The sequence below is a fragment of the Cyanobacterium sp. genome (assembly GCF_054166785.1).
Window position 1 is genome coordinate 15,152 of record NZ_JBSZCP010000017.1, and the last position, 19,119, is coordinate 34,270.

Consider the following 19,119-nt stretch of genomic DNA (forward strand, 5'->3'; position numbering starts at 1 on the left):
TAATTAAATTGATGTGCCTAATGGATAACAAAGTCCTTAAGCCCCTTGCCCCTGTGTGTTGTATAAGAATCTTACTAGGATAAGAAAAGCTAGAATTAATTTAGCCAACCTACTTATTCTCTATTTTTTTAACAATATCTTCGGAAACAAAACCAAAATATCAAGCTAACCTAAAAGTGTAATAAGTACAAAACATAAACATTTTTATGACTAAAAGAACCTTTGGAGTAATTGGACTAGCTGTAATGGGCGAAAACCTAGCTCTTAACGTTGAAAGTAGGGGCTTTCCCATTGCCGTTTATAACCGTAGCCCAGATAAAACGGAAAACTTCATGGCCACTAGGGCAAAAGATAAAGACGTAAAAGCGGCTTATTCCCTAGAAGAATTTGTAAAAACCCTCGAACGCCCTCGCAAAATTCTGGTGATGGTAAAAGCAGGAGGCCCCGTAGATGCCGTCATTCAACAGCTAAAACCCCTCCTCGAAGAAGGAGATATGATTATTGATGGTGGGAACTCCCTCTATGAAGACACCGAAAGACGTACCAAGGAACTAGAAGCCACGGGTTTAGGCTTTATGGGTATGGGTGTCAGTGGTGGTGAAGAAGGGGCGCTCAATGGTCCTTCCCTTATGCCGGGGGGTACTGAATCCGCTTATCAAGATTTAGAACCTATCTTAACCAAGATTGCGGCTCAAGTTGATGATGGCCCTTGTGTTACTTATATTGGTCCTGGGGGCGCTGGGCATTATGTGAAAATGGTACATAATGGCATCGAATACGGTGATATGCAGTTGATTGCTGAAGCCTATGATTTACTTAAAAACGGTTTGGGTTTGAGCAATGAAAGACTCCATGAAGTATTTAGTGAATGGAATAAAACCGAGGAGTTAGATTCTTTCTTGATTGATATTACTGCCAATATTTTCCCCAAAAAAGATCCCGAAACTGGCAAACATCTCATTGATTTAATCATGGATGCAGCGGGGCAAAAGGGTACGGGGCGCTGGACTGTGGTAAGCTCTTTGGAGTTGGCTGTACCTATTCCCACCATCTATGCAGCGGTAAATGCTAGGGTAATTTCAGGTTTTAAAGATGAACGAGTCAAAGCCTCTCAAGAATTGAAAGGGGTTACTTCTGAGTTTACAGGAGATGTGGAGAGTTTTATTCCCAAGGTTAGGGATGCTCTATATTGTTCTAAGATGTGTTCCTATGCCCAAGGTATGGCTTTAATTGCTAAGGCGTCCGAGGAGTTTGGTTTTAATATTAATCTGCCCGAAGTTGCCCGAATTTGGAAGGGTGGCTGTATCATCAAGGCTGGATTTTTAGGTAAAATTAATAAGGCGTTTTCTGATAATCCTGATTTACCTAATTTACTTCTTGCCCCTGAGTTTAAACAAAGTATGTTAGACCGTCAGCAAGCATGGCGAGATGTGTTGATGATGGCTACTTCTATGGGTATTCCTGCCCCTGCGTTTAATGCTTCCCTTGACTATTTTGATAGTTATCGCAGTGAGAGATTACCTCAAAATTTAACCCAAGCCCAAAGGGATTATTTTGGAGCTCATACTTACGAGCGCACTGATAAACCCCGTGGAGAATTTTTCCACACTGAATGGATGGATGGTTAATCTGGTTTGGGTTTAAGTGTGGGCAGGGGGAAAGATAATTTTTTTATTTTTCCCTTGAATTTCTATGGATATTTAGCTATAATAGTTAACCGTTACGAAATAAGGCTCGGTAGCTCAGTAGGTTAGAGCAGGGGACTCATAAGCCCAAGGTCGGCAGTTCAAATCTGCCTCGAGCCATTTTTTACTATTCCTGTGATTAATCTCTCTACGCTATTAAACATCCACAAAAAATTAGTACCATTATATCTACGCAATAGAGTGCGATCGCCCTTATCATTTGAACTATCATAAAAATATATTTACGAATAATGGCGGCGAAAGCGATGATCTAATTTATCTTTTTTTTGTAAATTACAATTAGAGCAGAGGGTTTGCAAATTACTAATATCATTACTTCCTCCCTTAGCTAGGGGAATTATATGATCAATATTAAGAGTGGTTTCTTGGCTTGGTTTGCCGCAACTTTGACAGCGGTAATTATCCCTTTGATAAACGTATTTTCTAACTTCTGGGGGAATGGGGATGCGTTTTGTTTTTTTCTTTTTCATGGTTATCTCGTGGCGGATGGGGATGGGGGAAAAGTGCCTCCTAGTCTCGTGGGTTGCTGATAAATTTTGATGAGGGTGTTTAAATCTCTGGGGGATATGGTGGGGATGTTGCGGGTTTGGGCATGATACATTATATCATCTTGATTGGGGCTGTGTCCCCAAATACCAAGGGCATGTCCTAATTCGTGTTTTATATTGTTAACCCAATAGTCAAAGGTTTGATGGGGGCTAACTTCAATTATCATTTGATGTTTTAGTTTTGCTGGAGGGGTTTGGGTTGCATAAAATCTCACCGTGGCCGTAGCTGCAGTAATCCTCGGTAAGTCAAAAAGTCCTGTTTCTGCGCTAAATTTTCCCCTGATTGGGGCTGGTTGACGGCGAATAAGAATGTCTGCGTTGTCTTCTATTTCCGTTATGGCAAGGGGGAAGTATGGTTGCCAAGAGGCGATCGCACTGTGGGCGGCTTTTTGCCATTGTAACTGTCTTTGATAGCCCGATTCGGAAAGATTTTGGTCAGGGGGGGCAACATATACTGTTACGGGAAATTCTGACCAGATCAAATGTCCTACTAAATGGGGTTCGAGGTGATCAAAATAATTTTCTTCAGTATCTAGGGTGAGGGAGGCGAGGGGTGGAGGTAAAGGAAATGTGCGGGGAGTGGGTAATCTATCGGTAATATCTGAAGCCGTTACTAATCCCGAAAAAAGAAATATGGCTAATATGGAGAATAGAAATGTTCTGAAAAATGATTTATGTTTAGTGATTTTTTTCATTAGTTCACCTTCATAGTATGAAAACAAGTATTTATAATAATTTTCATGGCTGTGTGATTGATCAAAAATATATCAAATATGTTGGTAGAATAATAATAGAGTCCATAAGCAATCTGTTAAAAATAGAAAGATAACTTTCCTTGCTCTCATAGCCCGTTTAATTACTTAGACCAAAAACACGTAAATAAGTTTACTAATCCTTTATCTCAATAACAATGTCGGATATTAATGAGTCGTTTAAAGTCGCCATTCCTCAATTTGTCGGCACCCGACAAGCACATTTGTTTAAAACTTTAAAAGTTCCTCAGTTTACGGGGAAATTGATTTTTACCGCCAGAAACGGTACTCAATGGGTATTCTTTATGTATTTGGGTAGAATTTCCTATGCTACGGGGGGCATACATCCCTGTCGTCGGTGGCGAAGAAATGTACTAAAATATGCTCCTGAAACTCTACAAATATTAGATACTTTTGACCCGAAAATTTTTAATAATAAACAATTTCTGCTTAATTGGGAATACAATTTATTTTCTTTATTAATAGATGAAAAAGTTTTAAATCCTGCCGTTACTAATAAAATAATTCGTGGTATTATTCAAGAAATTTTATTCGATTTAACAAGGGCAATGGAAGTAAACTTCGATATTGTCGAGGATAAAAACCCCTCATCTCCTTTAGTTTTTATCGATACAGAACCTATTATCGTGGAAGTTTGGCAAGATTGGCAAAAATGGTTAGGGGCAAAATTAGCGGATAGATCCCCGAATAAAGCCCCTATAATTCGTCAAGCAGGAGAGTTAAATCGGCGCACTTCTCCCCAAACTTATCAGATTATGAAAAAGCTATTTAATGGCAAAAATACCATACGAGATTTACATGTTCAGTTGAATCAAGATATTGTGTCGATGACACGGATGATGATTCCTTATTTTCAATTAGGGTTAATAGAATTAACTCTGGCTGAGGATATTCCCCTACCTTGGCTAATCAAATTTAAACCTTCTTCCATTCATGGACATCAGAGGAAGGCTTTATGTATTACGGAGCAAGAGCAAGTAACCAAAGATATAAAAAATACCATGGGTGAGCTTGATTACCAGTTTAACTCTTTTAATAGAGGAGATTTGGCGATCGCATTTGCCCAACAAAATAATCCTCAAGTAATCTTTGTGGATAGGGAATTATCTTCTGTGAATGCCTATGATTTAATTAGTAAATTTAAAAAAACTACCGCTTTTCAACAAATACCCGTTATTCTCATTACCGATGATTTGAGCAAAATTGAGCCTGACGATTATAAGTCTGTAGGCTTTGCAGATGTTTTAATTAAACCATTACACGATCAGCATATTATTAAAATTCTCAATAAAAATCTTGACCCTAACGGGTAAACCCAAAGTTTTTGGTAAAAATCGATGTTAAACTGAATATAATGATCAGGATGTGATAAAAGGTTTTTAAGGGTAAACCTAGAAAGAATAAAGGGAAAAATAAAAATCCCACAGGGAGAAAATTTAATAAAAAAAGCGTTATTTATTCTCAATTATTAACTAATTTTTATGACTTTCTAGCTTGCCGCACATCCCTTAATTAAATATAGTATTTAGTGCTTAAAATAAAATAAATTACATATTAAATAACTCAGAGATAATTAAATTATGGACGGTTTTTGGGAAAATGTATTGCGTTATCCTCGCTATATGGTGAGTTTAATTTTAGGAATATTTATTTTTTTATGGGAACAGATAAAACCTTTATTTAAAAACCCTGTGACGGGAATTGCTATTTTTGGGGTATTGATCGGGATTTTTTCCTTCCTTTATTTTACCCTAGAGGCAATGTTAGGACTCAGTGCAACCTAACAAAAAATGTTGTGTATTAAAGAATTTTTTAAAATAGAAAAATGGCTAATAGTCGTCGTATTGAAAAAGTATCATCTCTCATTAAAAGAGAAGTAAGTCAAATGCTCATCAATGAAATAAAAGATGATCGTGTGGGTGCTGGAATGGTCAGCATTACCCATGTGGAGGTTTCTGGAGACTTACAACACGCTAAGGTTTTTGTGAGTATTTATGGTACTTCGGAAGCTAAAAAAGAGACTATGGAGGGTTTAAAGGCTTGTACGGCGTTTGTGAGACGTAGTTTAGGAAGCAAAATAAATTTACGTCATACTCCCCAGATAAGATTTATGGAGGACTCTTCTTTGGAAAAAGGAGATCAATTAATTCAGTTGATTAATCGTATCACTCCCCTAGGAGAAGAGGAGATTGGGGCGGAGGAATAGTTTTTGGGGTGTGGGGGTTAGGGTTTATGCCCTATACCCTTTAAGTTAACTCTATTAAAGTAGATCATCATCTACGTCGGAATCCTGTTCTTCATAATCATCATCATCGTCATCGTCTTCAATGAGTTCAGAGATTTCTTCATCTTCGGATACGGGGAGGATGTGGGTTTTTTCTTCTTTTTCCTCTCGGTACATGATTTTATTATTGCTTTCTAACCAGTCTAAGATTGAACCTTCCTGTTTTAAAGGAATTACAGGTGCTGGCTCGTAGCGCTTTTCTTTACGCAGTGCGGGATTTTTCATAAACTAATATAACTAGCTGTCTAAATTTCGTTGAGAACATACATTTTACCAGATTATTTATGAATGCGAAAACTAATTTGTTGGGGGCGATCGCCCGTTATAACAGTAAAAAAAATACTTCTGATAGTGATAAAGTAGAGATCCTCAGTGCCATAGAAGAATTAGAGGATACAAACCCAAACCCTCGACCCATGGAAAAAAAGGAACTTCTGGAGGGAGATTGGCAACTACTGTACACCTCGAGTAAAAGTCTGTTGGGGTTAAATAATATTCCCCTAGTAGAAATCGATAATATCTATCAATCTATTCATATCTCCACCAAAAAGATATACAACATTGTGGAAATAAGAGGACTACCCTTGCTTGATAGTGTAATGGTGGTTATCGCTAGTTTAAAGGTAGAATCAGAGAAGAGAGTAAATGTAAAATTTGAGCGCACCATCGTTACCCTAAAAAACTGGCTCAAGTATTTATCTCCTAGAGACATCATCACCCAAATTAGTAACAAAAAACATTTTTTTCCCCTCGACATCAAAATTAACCAAGCCCTCGAAAATTTTACCAATGCCAACGGCTGGTTAGAAACCACTTACCTTGACCATGATTTACGCATCAGTAGGGGTAATCAGGGGAACATATTTGTTCTCTCAAAAATCTAATCAATAGTCCTTTACTAACTAATGTGCGATCGCCATGAATAAAATGACCCCCAAAAAATATTTTCCCGTATTAATTACCACCGCCATCATTACCTCCCTAATTACCACCATCGGGGGACCCAACCTAGAAAAAAATATTTATCAAGCCCAAGCCCAAAATAATACCAGACAACCCATCACCGTAAGATCTGACGTACAAGAAGCCAACTCAGAAACAGGAGTTATCACCGCCAGAGGTAATGTATTTATAGAATTTCCATCCCGTAATATTCAAGCCACCTCCGCCCAAGCCCAATTTTTTAGCCAAGAAAGAAGATTAGTGCTAAACGGTAACGTTCAAGTGCTCCAAGACGGTAACAGCATGAGAGCCGAAACCATGACCTATTTGATCGATGAGGGAAGATTTATCGCCACCCCCCAAAACCAAAGACAAGTAGAGTCGGTTTATCTCATTGACTCCAACAACCCCTAAAATAAAGAAAGAAACTGGTTTTTGCGACACAATCCCATGGAATTAGCACTTAAAAACATCCATAAATCCTACGGCAAAAGAGCCATTGTCAATCGAGTTAACCTCAAAGTAAAACAAGGGGAAATAGTCGGGCTACTAGGGCCCAATGGAGCAGGAAAAACCACCACCTTCTATATCACCACAGGATTAATCATGCCCAACCTAGGAGAAGTAAACTTGGATGAGCAGGACATCACCTCCCTGCAACTCAGTCAAAGGGCAAGACTTGGTATCGGCTATCTTACCCAACAAGCCAGTATCTTTCGCAACCTCACCGTCCGAGAAAACATAGAATTAGTCCTCGAACAAAGTAGCCTCTCATCCCGTAACCGTCACATCAGACTAAAACAACTCATCGAAGACTTTCGCCTTGAAAAAGTGGTCAATACCAAAGGTTCTCAGGTATCAGGGGGAGAAAGAAGACGCACGGAATTAGCTAGGGCTTTGGCGGTGGGCAGGGATGGACCTAAATTTTTGTTGCTGGATGAACCCTTTGCGGGGGTTGATCCCATTGCGGTATCAGAGATTCAGAAAATTATTGAAGACCTCAAAAATCGAGGGATGGGTATTTTAATTACAGATCACAATGTTCGGGAAACTTTGGCGATTACGGGGCGATCGTATATCATGCGAGAAGGGCAAATTTTGGCATCGGGAACCGCTGAAGAACTTTATAAAAATTCCCTTGTGCGACAATATTACCTAGGAGATAACTTTAAAATATAACTCTGATGGAAGAAAAGAAAACTACTCAACCCCTAAAATTCCATATCTCCCTTATGGATAAATATGTTCTGGGAGAAATAATCATACCATTTCTATTTGGTATCGGTTTATTTACTGCCCTAGGGCTATCCATCGGTACATTATTTGATCTCATTCGTCGAGTTACCGAGTCAGGGTTATTTGTAAGCGTAGCCGTTCATATTTTTCTGCTTAGGGTACCAGAGTTTATAGTTTTTGCCTTTCCCATGTCAATACTTTTAGCAACCCTAGTTGCCTATAGTCGTCTTTCTAGTGATAGCGAAATTATTGCTTTACGAAGTGTGGGGGTGAGTCTTTATCGCTTAGTAGTACCAGCCCTCATTCTAAGTCTTTCCATTACGGGTATCACATTTTTTATTAACGATGTTGTAACTCCCTCCACCAATCGACAAGCCACCATTGTTTTACAACAAGCCCTAAATCAAGTACAACCTAGTTTAAGTCAACAAAATATTTTGTACCCTGAATATGCAGATATTGTCAAAAGTGACGGCTCCGTTAGTTATGGTTTAGTTCGGCTTTTTTATGCGGAGGAATTTAATGGTAATCAAATGAAGTACCTTACCATCCTTGATTTTTCGAGGGAAGGAGTCAATCAAGTTTTAACCGCTGAAACTGCCCAATGGAATATTCGTGAAAATATTTGGGATTTTTTTAATGGCACCATCTATGCGATCGCCACAGACGGTAGCTCAAGAAATGTTGTACGCTTCCAACATCAACAACTATCCCTCCCCCGAGCGCCCCTAGATTTTGCAGATCGCCCCCTAAGTTATGATGAAATGAGTATCAGTCAAGCCCAAGAGTACCTAGAAACTGCCAGATTAGAAGGAGACCAAAGTGAAGCCCGTAAACTAGCGGTAAAAATTCAAAGTAAGATAGCCTTACCCTTTGTGTGTATTGTATTTGCCATGATGGGATCTGCGTTAGGTATTCGCCCCCAAAATACAGGAAAAGCCAAAAGTTTTGGTGTCTGCATCGCCATCATCTTAGCCTACTACGTCATTTCATTCATGGGAGAATCCTTAGCAATGTCAGGCATCCTTAACCCATTGATGGGCGCATGGTTAGGAAATATTATTGGTTTTACCCTAGCCAGTTGGCTTCTTTACATCAATGTTAAATAGACAGTGATATAATTGAAAGTGCCGACAATCATTGGATATTTTTATCATGGCACCTCCTTCTCGAAAAAACTCCCCCGACTATCTCAAATCAAGAATGGGTACTTTTCTAAATCCATTATTCTTAACAGCAGTAGTAGGACTCGGGGTAATCGGAATTGTTGCTTGGCAACTCATCGTCATCAACGACCAATTTAGACAAGTTAGCAGAGAAACCCCCCCTCCCTCCAGCACAGGGGCCACCGTTGAAGTAGAAGAAGTTGATGGAGTCGAAAATCAGAATGAGTCTGATAATACTTCAGAGAATACCTCGTTAAACCCTGAGAATAATGTATCTTCCCCTCAAAATCCTACGGGGGGAGAAAATCTTTCCGACTCAGAAGACATTGCAGAATTTGATATATTAGGAGGCGGCTCAAGGGATACTATCCAAGGAGCTACCCCCAATAGAACTGGGCAAACCCGTTTATATGAGCAGGTTTTATCCTTACCTCGTATTTCTCCCCAAGTAAGACCATCTGGGGGTGACAGCAATAATAACTTGATCAATCAAGGGTTACTTAGCCCCGAACTAAACGAGCAAAGACAGTCTTCCCAAACGTCCATATCTCCTAGTCCTCTAAATCAGGCAGTGAGCAATGTAATGACGAATTACAATCCCCGTGGGAACATGAATCGACCCCAAAGTATGCCCAGTAATGTTCCTCCTGTGGGGAGCCAAATTTATAATCCACCTTCGGTTCAAAATAATTCCAATATGGGGAATAATAATAATCCTATCCCTTGGGTTTCTAACTCTCAAGGTGTCGGTACTAGCCCCAATCAAGGTAGTGCAAATGTACCGAGTGCTAGACCTTCTCAAACCAATCAATCTCCTTTTTAAATTTCGGTAAACCCTTCCATCAAATAAGTTCAACCTAAGAGATAATAAACTTAGTAAAAAATTTACCCCATATATAAAAAGTGCTATCATCCATCATTTCTGATTTTAAAATTATCTTTGAGCGAGATCCTGCTGCCCGTAACTGGTTAGAAGTTTTATTGTGCTACCCTGGTTTACAAGCGGTGGTTTTACATCGTTTTTCCCATCGGTTATATCGCCTTGGAATTCCTTTTATTCCTCGTTTTTTATCCCATTTGGGTAGATTTTTTACTGGTATTGAAATCCATCCCGGGGCGCAGTTGGGGAATGGGGTATTTATTGACCATGGTATGGGGGTTGTCATTGGGGAAACGGCGATTTTAGGGGATTACTGCCTTATCTATCAGGGGGTAACTCTGGGGGGTACGGGCAAGGATACGGGTAAACGTCACCCCACCCTCGGTGAAAATGTGGTGGTAGGTGCTGGGGCAAAGGTTTTGGGTAATTTATTAATTGGAAATAATGTGCGCATTGGCGCTGGTTCGGTGGTTTTGCGAGATGTTCCTTCTGAGTGTACGGTGGTAGGTATTCCGGGGAGAATTGTCTATCGCTCTGGGGCGAAGGTTAATCCTTTGGAACACGGTAATTTACCTGATTCTGAGGCAACGGTGATCAGAACTTTGATTGATAGAATTGAGTCTTTGGAGCAAGAAATTACGGAGTTAAAAGAGAAACAAGGGGTTATGGTTGATCGTTAGTTTTTCTTACTTTGTAGTGTAAAAACAGTTCTTCTCCTATGGGTTTAATATTTTTTAATTCCAAGGATAGAGGTTTTTCTAGGGGGATTCCTCCTACGGGGGAGGGGGCTTGGCTTCCGCCTAGGATGACGGGACAAAGGGTTAGCCAAAGGTCATCTAAGAGGTTTTCGGCAAGAATGGAGGCGATTAGTTCTCCTCCTCCTAATATACCTATACGATTAAGGTTGATGGTTTGCAGATAATGAAAGGTATCTTGCCAGTCTATTTTGTCATCATCTTTTTTGTTTATTATATAATCGGTGAAAAGTTGTTTTTCTTGGGTTTTATTAATACTATTTAGCCAGTTTATTTGACCTTTTTTTGTGGTTAATAGAAGTCTTTTAATGGGTTGTTGGAAAAAACGATAATGGTGTTCTAGTTGCCCCGATGAGGAACAGACGATATTTATGGGTTGGGGGGTTTGTTGTCGCCTCTGTCTTTGGGCGAGGAGATGGTTTTTTTTGATGGTGAGGGTGGTACCATAGGCTCTAAGGGTGTTGGCTCCGAAAATGATGACATCACAGAGGGATATTTGCTCTTCTAGGTGTTCTAGGTCTTGGGGGCTACTGAATCGGGCAGGGGTGTTACTGTGGGGGCTTATTTTTCCGTCGGCACTCATGGCGAGGATGGCGGTGACGTGGAGGGGATTAGGCATTGATTTCTCTGAGGTTTTGGAGGCGAGGTTTTACTTCTTCAAACTCAGGGGCGATCGCACTTACTTGTTGATAACATTCTAGGGCTTCACCGTAGCGATCAAGAATTTCTAAAACACGACCTTTGTTGTACCATGCCATAAAATAATTAGGTTGAATACCGATGGCTCTTTCCCAACTCATGAGGGCTTCGGAATACTGTTGTAGATTGTACAAAGCATTACCACGACTATTCCATGATTCCACATCATTGACGTTTATATCAAGGGCGTGATCAAAGGATTCGATGGCTTCGGTATATCTTTCCATATAGGCAAGGGCGCACCCTCGATTATGCCAAACCTGTCCTAAATTTGGTTCTACTTCTATGATTTTATCCCAAGAGGCGATCGCCCCTTCCAAATCTCCACCTTGTGCCTTTTCTAAACCCAAACTAAACCAATGCTCCACCCATTCTAAATCAATTAACTCCTCCTCTTCTTCCTCATCCATGGCAATAGATTCTATTTCCAACAGAATTTCCTTGCTTGAATTACTCGCTTTCACCAGCTTTTCAATAATAGCCCCCGGGTCATGATTTTTTAAACCCAACTTACGGGCAGTTTTACGGGCAAAATTTTCGTCATCCTGAAGAAGTTTTAATAAATCCGCCAAACTACTAACCTCCGATGACTCATCCTCATCACCATTACTCTTGATAGGCTCTAATTGGATACCATCTTTCCTTGCCAAAATTTCATTGCCAAACTCATGGGCTAAATCTCCCACGGGACGATAAAATGGTAACGAAGAAGTTTTTTCCCCCAAAATTACCATCCTTGAGGCGATGGTGTAATGGGGAGCAAAAGAGTTAACCAAATCTTCGCCATATTTTTGTAACCATATCAACCAACTATCAACGGTTATTTTTTTTGGTTCTAAATTCTGAAAAAATTTCTCGATGCGGTTTTCCGTCCATCCCTTAGCAACCCCTTCTAATAATTGATTAAAAAGGTACTCCAAAGTTTTATCATCGGTAAAATGCTTTTCCTGGGAGGAGTCTTCCCCTTCTTCTTGATTATAATCCTGTGGTGATTCTTCTTTTTTTGCACCCCACGGCCATATTTTTTTAATCATTACCTTCGAGAACAAAAACCCATATTCTATTGATATTTAATAATAACGGATAACCAGAAACAATAGACAATGGAATTGACAATAAACAATAGACCATAGACAATTAAGATAAAGAGTAAAAACAATCGCTACTAGCCATTACCCTGCACAAACTATAACTGCTGTGACTTACGAGCCTTTACACCATAAATATCGTCCTCAAACCTTTGCACAATTAGCAGGACAAGATGCGATCGCCCAAACCCTGAGTAATGCCCTTACCTCAGAGAAAATCGCCCCAGCTTATCTATTTTGTGGACCTAGGGGTACAGGAAAAACCTCCAGCGCCCGTATTTTAGCCAAATCCCTAAATTGTATGGCGACAGATAAACCTACCCCTGCGCCCTGTGGAAAGTGTGAAGCCTGTGTAAGTATCACCAACGGTTCAGCCCTTGATGTCATTGAAATTGATGCCGCCAGTAATACGGGGGTTGACAACATTAGGGAAATTATTGAGCGGGTACAGTTCGCCCCTGTGCAGTTTCGTTATAAAGTATATGTGATCGACGAATGTTTAACAGGAGATAGCCTGATAAATACGAATGAAGGATTTATGAGGTTAGATAACCCAAAAATTCAAGGGAAAAAAGTCCTTAGCTATGATGAAAAATCAAAGCAGTGGGAATATAAAAAAGTTATAAGATGGTTAGACCAAGGAATCAAAGAAACTCTAAAAATAAAAACCAACCATAGAGAAATTCGTTGTACAGGTAATCATTTAATTCGGACAACAGATGGATGGATAAAAGCAAACGAGCTTCGAGAAGGAATGAAGATACTATCCCCTGTGAATGTGGATGCGGGAGTCTTATCCATAAATACGGAACAGATGGTAGAATCAGACGTTTTGCCAGAGGACACCAGTTTAAAGATAATCAATACGGAGCAAAATCAACTCGTAAATGGCTCAAGGATTTTCAACAATACGCCATCCCCTCAATGGAATACAAGTTTAGAAGTCATAGAAAAGATTAGTGTTATTGGAAAAGAGAACGTTTACGACATAGAAGTTGAGGATAACCATAATTTTGTAGCAAATGGTTTATTGGTTCATAATTGCCATATGCTCAGTACCGCCGCATTTAATGCTCTGTTAAAAACCTTGGAAGAGCCACCGAGTAGGGTAATTTTTGTTCTGGCGACTACCGATCCCCAAAGGGTATTACCCACCATTATCAGCCGTTGTCAGCGGTTTGATTATCGTCGTATCCCCCTTGATGCCATGGTAAAACACTTGGGCTATATCGCCACGGAGGAGAGCATAGACATTGATTCTGGGGCGCTTAGTCTGGTGGCACAACTTTCCAATGGGGGGATGAGGGATGCAGAAAGTTTATTAGATCAACTAAGTTTGTTATCGGGTACTATTACCACCCAAAAGGTCTGGGATTTGGTGGGTTCGGTATCTGAGCAGGATTTATTGGAGTTGTTGAGTGCGATCGCAACGGATAACCCAGAAACCGTCATAGTACAATGTCGTAAACTATTGGATAGGGGTAGAGAACCCTTAATACTGCTACAAAACCTCGCTAACTTTTATCTTAGTCTATTGATAGCAAAAACAGCCCCAGGGCGATCGGACTTAGTCACCGTTACCGAAGAAACATGGCAAAAACTATGTCAAACAGCCCACCATTGGCCCATGGAAACCATCCTTCAAGGGCAAAAAAAACTCAAAGATAGCGAACTCCAAATCAAAAACACCACCCAACCCCGCCTTTGGCTAGAAATTACCCTCCTTAATCTCCTCCCCTCCGCTAATAGGGTAGTAGCTACCAATGCCGTAATCAACCCAACCCCCACCCCCATCCCATCTCCCCCTCCCGTCGCTCAAAAAACCTTTACCCCCCCTCCAAAGCAAGAAGAATCTCCCCTTGCTATCCCTACCACCGTCAACTCTCAACCCTCCCCTCCCCCAGAAAAAGAAACCACCACTCCCCCCCCTGCATTTAACTCCTTAGAAGAATTAAAAGAAAAAGTCGCCTCCACCATCTCCGCCGTGATGACAAAAAGTTTCTTGGTGCAACAATGCCATATTCTCGACTATCAAAACACCACCATTACCATCGGTGTTATCACAGAATTTTTTCTCAAACTTAGTAAACAGCATCAACCAGCCATGGAAAAAGCCTTCAGTCAAATTTTAGGCAAATCCATTAACCTAGTATTTCAAGTACAAGAAGGAAAAGAAACCACAAAAAAAGTTTTTGATAACCCCCCATCTTCACCCATAGAAGAAAAACCACCCTATAGCCCTCCTCCTCCCGTCAACTCTCAACCCGTGGAGAAGAAAGAAGAAATCATAACCCCCTCACCCCAACCTCTTGTTGCGGATAATGAGATAAAAATAGCCAAGACATCCTCCGCCCAAATAAAACAAGTGGCAGAAACATTTGCTAAAAACCTCAACGGTGAAATTCTGGATAATATTGACTCCCCACCCTTTATCATTCCACCTCCCGAAATAAAGGTTATCAATCGCCCTGAATTAGACATAGAAGACGAAGACGATTTACCTTTTTAATGGAAAAACCATTGCTAAAAACAGATAATAACGATTATCATTCTTATAAGTGTCACCATCAAAAAATATGATAACAGTAGTCATTGGTAGTTTTGGTGTAGGCAAAACTCACTGGATACAACAACAATTCAAGGAAAATCAAGATCACCATTTTTACTATTACAGTCCGAAAACTAATACCTTTCCCCTTGATGGTGCTTTTTTACAAAGTATTCATCAAGACTTATCCATTGTAGATGTACAATCTCCCCAAGATTTAATAGAATTAGCAGGAAAAAATCATATCTATTTAGAAGTCCCTGAATATGTAGATTATTATCCCATCAAAGATTTATTTGAAAAATTAAATGCTCAAGTAATCGCCATAGTAAATCCAGAAGAAAATCAAGATAAATGGAAACCCTTAACTAACAACATAATTGTTAATCAAGCCATAACCATAAAACCCCGTTTACCACACTTTTCTGATTTACAAATTCATAGAGCGACTTTAACAGGAGAAGTTTTAGATTTCTCCAGCTTAGAAACTTTTTGGCAAGAGTTAACCCTAGGGGCTTATGGTGATATTTTTCGAGCTAAAGGTATATTTAACATTATGGATGGTCAATGTATTTATGGTGAATATTTAGACCATAGTTATAGTCCAGAATTTTATCCCTTAAATTTACCATTATCCCTTGAGGGCAGACCAACTCATTTTAGCGGTTTGGAAATCATTGGTTGTAACCTAGATAAAAAAGCCATGGCCGATACTTTAGGGGATTTTTGTTTGGACGATTCAACGGTTTACTTTTATCAACAACAAGTTAGAGAATCACTAAAAAATGACACTGCGTATTAATGGATGATGGCGATTTTTTTGATGTTTGTACTATGCTTCAATCCTTAGTAATCAAACTGTTTGATTTACGAAGACGCACCTTAACTACAAAACTTTTATCTAAATTGAGGAAAAATATTAATGAAAATTGCCGTTATGTCTTGTATCCATGCCAATTTACCCGCCTTTGAAGCGGTACTCAAAGATATTGAAGCCCATCACTGTGATGCTGTCTATAGTTTAGGGGATTTAGTGGGATATGGTCCCCATCCTAATGAAATTGTTGATAAAATTCGAGAGTTAAAAATTCCTTCTGTACAAGGATGCTGGGATGAGGACATTGTCGAAGGATTAAATGCTTGTGATTGTAGTTATCCGTCTTTGTTAGCAGAAAAAAGAGGCATAGTCGCCCACGAGTGGACTAATGAACAAATTACCCCAGAAAATCGTCAATTTTTAGCTGAATTACCCCATACCCTTAAACTAGATAATCTCTGTTTTGCCCATGGCAGTCCCCAAAGCAACCACGAATACATTTTGCCCGAAATGGATGCTTTCACCGCCTTAGAACGTGTTTTAAGCTCCTCTGCGGACGTTTTATTTTGTGGACACACCCACATTCCCTATGTTCGTGATTTAACCGATGGTATGTTACAAGTAAAAATTCAGCAGCCCACCATAGAAGCATCAGAAGAAAAAGAATTTCATAGTCCTTTAAAACGTATCATCAATGTGGGATCTGTGGGAGAACCTCGTCACGGAAGACCTAATGCTACCTATGTTATTTACCACAAGGAGACGGGGGAAGTGACTTTAAGGGAGGTTGAATATGATTATCAATCCACCTGTAGAGATATTATCGAGAAAGGTTTACCGCCTATTTTTGCTTGGCGATTGGCTAGGGGATTGGAGTTTGCGGAAAAAGCGGAAGACGCATCTCATGTGTGTCAAAGGTAGTCAACAATGGACAATTAACAATGGACAATGATTAAGTTTTACTCAGTGTAGTATCTGATGGACTTAGCCATTCACTATCAAATATTTACTAAAAAAATGTGGGCAATTTTAAGCGGAATTGAAGGTAATTTAAAGGCTTACGAGGCGGTATTAAAAGATATTTATCAGCAAAAGCAAACCATTGAGGATATATACATATTGGGTGATGTGATTGGTATTAGCTCAGAAAATGAGGCAGTTATTGAGAGGATTATTAATCCTCCTAGTCATGAGTTAATTCCCCATGTTTGTCGTGGTTGGTGGGAAGAGCAATGTTTAATTCTTTATGGATTGGCTTCTACGGCAAATCCTATGGAGTTAATTGATCAATTTGGGGTGGATGCTACTAAGAGTTTATGGGATTGTATTTCCCGTGAAACCATGGATTGGTTACAAAAATTGGATTTCGGTTTTGTGGAGTTTGATTGTCTTTTGATTCATGGTAGCAGTGTTAGTGTTAGTGAGGTTTTAACCCCTGATACTTCCCCTTGGATAATGTTAGATCGTTTACAACGGATGAATGTCAATTATCTTTTTTCAGGACGTTCTAGTTTGTTGTATGAGTATCAGTTACAACAGGGTAGTTTAACATCGATGGTTATGACTTTAGATAGTCAAAGTAGTGATAACAAGGATGTTAAGGAGAAAAAGATTATTGGTGTGGGTAATGTGGGCAAAATTCCCCATCAAGCTACTTATGCTTTGTATAATCCTTATGGTGGTCAGCTAGTTCTCAAAACTCTGCAATATTAATCAGAGGTAGAATTTTTCTCTAATTGCCTATATCATAAATAATGATAATCATTATCAAAATATTAATATGGCGGTTTCAGCAAAAGATCAAAGTACCATGGATGTTCTAAGTAAAAGTAGCCCTGATAAGTTGTTGCGTATTCGTCATACTTGCGCCCATGTGATGGCGATGGCGGTACAAAGTCTTTTTCCTGAAACGAAAGTAACCATAGGGCCTTGGACTGAGAATGGATTTTACTATGATTTCGATCGCCCTTTACCCTTTACCCCAGAGGATTTGAAGTTAATTCAAAAGGAGATGAAAAGGATTATCAAGGCAAAATTGCCCATTATTAGGGAAGAAGTGGTGCGATCGCACTTAAGAGAAGAAATAGAAGCCCTAGGGGAGAATTACAAACTAGAAATATTAGATAACATTCCCGAAGAAGAAACCATTACCCGTTACTTTATCGGTAGCCCCGACGTAGGCTACACCAACCATCCCGAAATAGAGCCATCCCTCATTGAAACCGTAAAAATTCCGCCCCAAGAATACTGGTGGGATTTGTGTGCCGGCCCCCATTTAAACCACACAGGGGAAATTAACCCCAAAGCCTTCACCCTCGAAAGCGTGGCAGGGGCTTATTGGCGAGGAGATGAAAAGAATACCCAACTACAAAGAATTTACGGCACCGCTTGGGAAACCCCCGAACAACTAAAAGCCTATTTAACTCAAAAAGAAGAAGCAAAAAAAAGAGACCATCGTAAACTAGGTACAGAATTAAAACTGTTCAACCTCCAAGAAGACGCAGGGGGAGGGTTAGTCTTTTGGCTACCCAAGGGGGCAAAAATGCGCCTAATCATCGAAAACTATTGGCGAGAGCAACATTTAAAATCAGGTTACGAATTTTTATATACCCCCCACATAGCCAACCTTGAGTTGTGGAAAACATCAGGGCATTACGACTTTTATCGGGAAAATATGTTTGATCAAATGGACATCGATGCCCAAAAATATCAACTCAAACCCATGAACTGCCCTTTTCATGTGCTAACCTACAAAAGTGCTTTGTATTCCTACCGTGATTTACCCATCCGCTGGGCAGAATTAGGCACGGTATATCGTTACGAGCGCTCTGGGGTATTACATGGATTGATGAGAGTCAGAGGTTTTACCCAAGATGATGCCCATATCTTCTGTTTACCAGAGCAAGTTAAAAGGGAAATATTGGGGGTTTTGAACCTTACTGAGCAAATTTTATCGGATTTTGGCTTCACGGATTACGAAGTAAATTTATCTACTCGCCCCGCTAAGTCCGTGGGAAGTTCAGAAATTTGGGATTTAGCAACCCAAGGCTTAATGGATGCCCTCAAGGAAAAAGAGTGGGATTATGTGGTGGATGAGGGGGGCGGTGCTTTTTATGGCCCTAAAATTGATATTAAAATTAAGGATGCCATCGGTAGATTGTGGCAATGTTCCACCATCCAAGTAGATTTTAACCTCCCAGAGCGTTTTGATCTTCAATATGTGGCTTCTGATGGTACTCGTCAACGCCCGATTATGATTCACCGTGCCATTTTTGGCTCTTTAGAGCGCTTTTTTGGCATCTTGATTGAAAACTATGCAGGGGATTTTCCTTTCTGGTTAGCACCCATTCAGTTAAGGCTTTTACCCGTCACCGAAGAGCAATATTCCTATGCTGATTCCGTTGCCCAACAGTTGCGCAACTTAGATTATCGTGTGGAGGTTAATTGTAGTGGCGATCGCCTTGGGAAACAAATTAGAACAGCTGAACTAGAAAAAATTCCCCTCGTCGCCGTCATTGGCACCAAAGAGGTAGAGAAACAAACCCTGAGTCTTAGAAGTAGGAAAGATGGAGATGTAGGGGAGCTAAATTTAGATCAATTAAAGGAATATCTAAACCAATTGTAATGTAACTTGTGAGGTGGGCTTTGCTCACCATCTCCGTCATTCAATTACACTC

The 19,119-nt window shown here is 39.9% G+C and carries 20 protein-coding genes and 1 tRNA gene; 16 read left to right on the forward strand and 5 right to left on the reverse strand.

The genetic code is table 11. The annotated features are described in order from the left end of the window. Positions 1-206 precede the first annotated feature (206 nt). Together gnd and ACXITR_RS02265 are read left to right on the forward strand one after the other, a co-directional pair. The gene (gnd, locus tag ACXITR_RS02260; protein WP_457995611.1) at positions 207-1,628 is read left to right on the forward strand and encodes a decarboxylating NADP(+)-dependent phosphogluconate dehydrogenase; all 1,422 of its coding nucleotides are present in this window, start codon (positions 207-209) and stop codon (positions 1,626-1,628) included. A 103-nt stretch (positions 1,629-1,731) separates the two neighbouring features. Then, positions 1,732-1,805 (forward strand) — tRNA-Met (locus tag ACXITR_RS02265). A gap of 122 nt (positions 1,806-1,927) precedes the next feature. Here the strand turns inward: ACXITR_RS02265 and ACXITR_RS02270 are convergent. After that, complete coding sequence (locus ACXITR_RS02270; protein ID WP_457995612.1) at positions 1,928-2,176, reverse strand: HNH endonuclease; 249 nt, start codon at positions 2,174-2,176, stop codon at positions 1,928-1,930. A gap of 2 nt (positions 2,177-2,178) precedes the next feature. Further along, a complete protein-coding gene (locus ACXITR_RS02275) occupies positions 2,179-2,949 on the reverse strand; it encodes a matrixin family metalloprotease (RefSeq protein ID WP_457995613.1) in 771 nt (256 codons plus the stop codon). A gap of 215 nt (positions 2,950-3,164) precedes the next feature. Here ACXITR_RS02275 and ACXITR_RS02280 point away from each other — a divergent pair, with 215 nt between their 5' ends. From ACXITR_RS02280 to rbfA, 3 genes are all read left to right on the forward strand, one after another. Further along, positions 3,165-4,340 (forward strand): response regulator, encoded by a 1,176-nt coding sequence (locus ACXITR_RS02280; RefSeq protein ID WP_457995614.1) that lies wholly within the window; start codon positions 3,165-3,167, stop codon positions 4,338-4,340. Positions 4,341-4,607: 267 nt separating this feature from the next. Further along, entirely contained in the window at positions 4,608-4,811 is a 204-nt protein-coding gene (locus ACXITR_RS02285; protein WP_193800647.1) for a DUF751 family protein, read from the forward strand. 41 nt (positions 4,812-4,852) lie between these two features. Beyond that, on the forward strand, positions 4,853-5,233 hold the full coding sequence (gene rbfA / locus ACXITR_RS02290; RefSeq protein WP_457995615.1) for a 30S ribosome-binding factor RbfA: 381 nt from the start codon (positions 4,853-4,855) through the stop codon (positions 5,231-5,233). Between the two features lie 54 nt (positions 5,234-5,287). Here rbfA and ACXITR_RS02295 read toward each other — a convergent pair whose 3' ends face one another. After that, entirely contained in the window at positions 5,288-5,536 is a 249-nt protein-coding gene (locus ACXITR_RS02295) for a DUF3134 domain-containing protein (RefSeq protein WP_457995616.1), read from the reverse strand. A gap of 59 nt (positions 5,537-5,595) precedes the next feature. Here ACXITR_RS02295 and ACXITR_RS02300 point away from each other — a divergent pair, with 59 nt between their 5' ends. The 6 genes from ACXITR_RS02300 (at position 5,596) to cysE (ending at position 10,215) form a co-directional block, all read left to right on the forward strand. Continuing rightward, positions 5,596-6,195 carry a PAP/fibrillin family protein gene (locus ACXITR_RS02300; protein ID WP_457995617.1) on the forward strand — a complete coding sequence of 200 codons (600 nt, stop codon included), beginning with the start codon at positions 5,596-5,598 and terminating at the stop codon, positions 6,193-6,195. 43 nt (positions 6,196-6,238) lie between these two features. Next, positions 6,239-6,667, forward strand: a complete 429-nt coding sequence (locus ACXITR_RS02305) for an LptA/OstA family protein (RefSeq protein WP_457995650.1) — start codon at positions 6,239-6,241, stop codon at positions 6,665-6,667. Between the two features lie 36 nt (positions 6,668-6,703). Continuing rightward, on the forward strand, positions 6,704-7,432 hold the full coding sequence (gene lptB / locus ACXITR_RS02310) for an LPS export ABC transporter ATP-binding protein (protein ID WP_457995618.1): 729 nt from the start codon (positions 6,704-6,706) through the stop codon (positions 7,430-7,432). 5 nt (positions 7,433-7,437) lie between these two features. Continuing rightward, the gene (locus ACXITR_RS02315; RefSeq protein ID WP_457995619.1) at positions 7,438-8,598 is read left to right on the forward strand and encodes an LptF/LptG family permease; all 1,161 of its coding nucleotides are present in this window, start codon (positions 7,438-7,440) and stop codon (positions 8,596-8,598) included. Positions 8,599-8,644: 46 nt separating this feature from the next. Then, complete coding sequence (locus ACXITR_RS02320) at positions 8,645-9,478, forward strand: hypothetical protein (RefSeq protein WP_457995620.1); 834 nt, start codon at positions 8,645-8,647, stop codon at positions 9,476-9,478. A gap of 80 nt (positions 9,479-9,558) precedes the next feature. Beyond that, positions 9,559-10,215, forward strand: a complete 657-nt coding sequence (cysE, locus tag ACXITR_RS02325) for a serine O-acetyltransferase (RefSeq protein ID WP_457995621.1) — start codon at positions 9,559-9,561, stop codon at positions 10,213-10,215. Here the strand turns inward: cysE and ACXITR_RS02330 are convergent. Together ACXITR_RS02330 and ACXITR_RS02335 are read right to left on the reverse strand one after the other, a co-directional pair. After that, positions 10,199-10,909: a RibD family protein gene (locus tag ACXITR_RS02330; protein WP_457995622.1), complete on the reverse strand. Its 711-nt coding sequence runs from the start codon at positions 10,907-10,909 to the stop codon at positions 10,199-10,201. The genes cysE and ACXITR_RS02330 overlap by 17 nt on opposite strands. Then, positions 10,902-12,023, reverse strand: coding sequence for a tetratricopeptide repeat protein (locus ACXITR_RS02335; RefSeq protein ID WP_457995623.1), 1,122 nt, complete (start codon positions 12,021-12,023; stop codon positions 10,902-10,904). Before ACXITR_RS02335 ends, ACXITR_RS02330 begins: the two co-directional genes overlap by 8 nt. A 163-nt stretch (positions 12,024-12,186) precedes the next feature. Between ACXITR_RS02335 and dnaX the strand changes: the two genes are divergently transcribed. The 5 genes from dnaX to thrS all read left to right on the forward strand — a co-directional run bounded on the left by dnaX (position 12,187) and on the right by thrS (position 19,067). Continuing rightward, positions 12,187-14,586: a DNA polymerase III subunit gamma/tau gene (dnaX, locus tag ACXITR_RS02340; RefSeq protein ID WP_457995624.1), complete on the forward strand. Its 2,400-nt coding sequence runs from the start codon at positions 12,187-12,189 to the stop codon at positions 14,584-14,586. A 67-nt stretch (positions 14,587-14,653) separates the two neighbouring features. Further along, positions 14,654-15,427, forward strand: coding sequence for a GTP-binding protein (locus tag ACXITR_RS02345; protein ID WP_457995625.1), 774 nt, complete (start codon positions 14,654-14,656; stop codon positions 15,425-15,427). Positions 15,428-15,547: 120 nt separating this feature from the next. Next, positions 15,548-16,363, forward strand: a complete 816-nt coding sequence (locus ACXITR_RS02350; protein ID WP_457995626.1) for a metallophosphoesterase family protein — start codon at positions 15,548-15,550, stop codon at positions 16,361-16,363. A gap of 96 nt (positions 16,364-16,459) precedes the next feature. Further along, positions 16,460-17,155 (forward strand): metallophosphatase, encoded by a 696-nt coding sequence (locus tag ACXITR_RS02355; RefSeq protein ID WP_457995651.1) that lies wholly within the window; start codon positions 16,460-16,462, stop codon positions 17,153-17,155. A 97-nt stretch (positions 17,156-17,252) separates the two neighbouring features. Continuing rightward, on the forward strand, positions 17,253-19,067 hold the full coding sequence (gene thrS, locus ACXITR_RS02360) for a threonine--tRNA ligase (protein WP_457995652.1): 1,815 nt from the start codon (positions 17,253-17,255) through the stop codon (positions 19,065-19,067). Positions 19,068-19,119 lie beyond the last annotated feature (52 nt).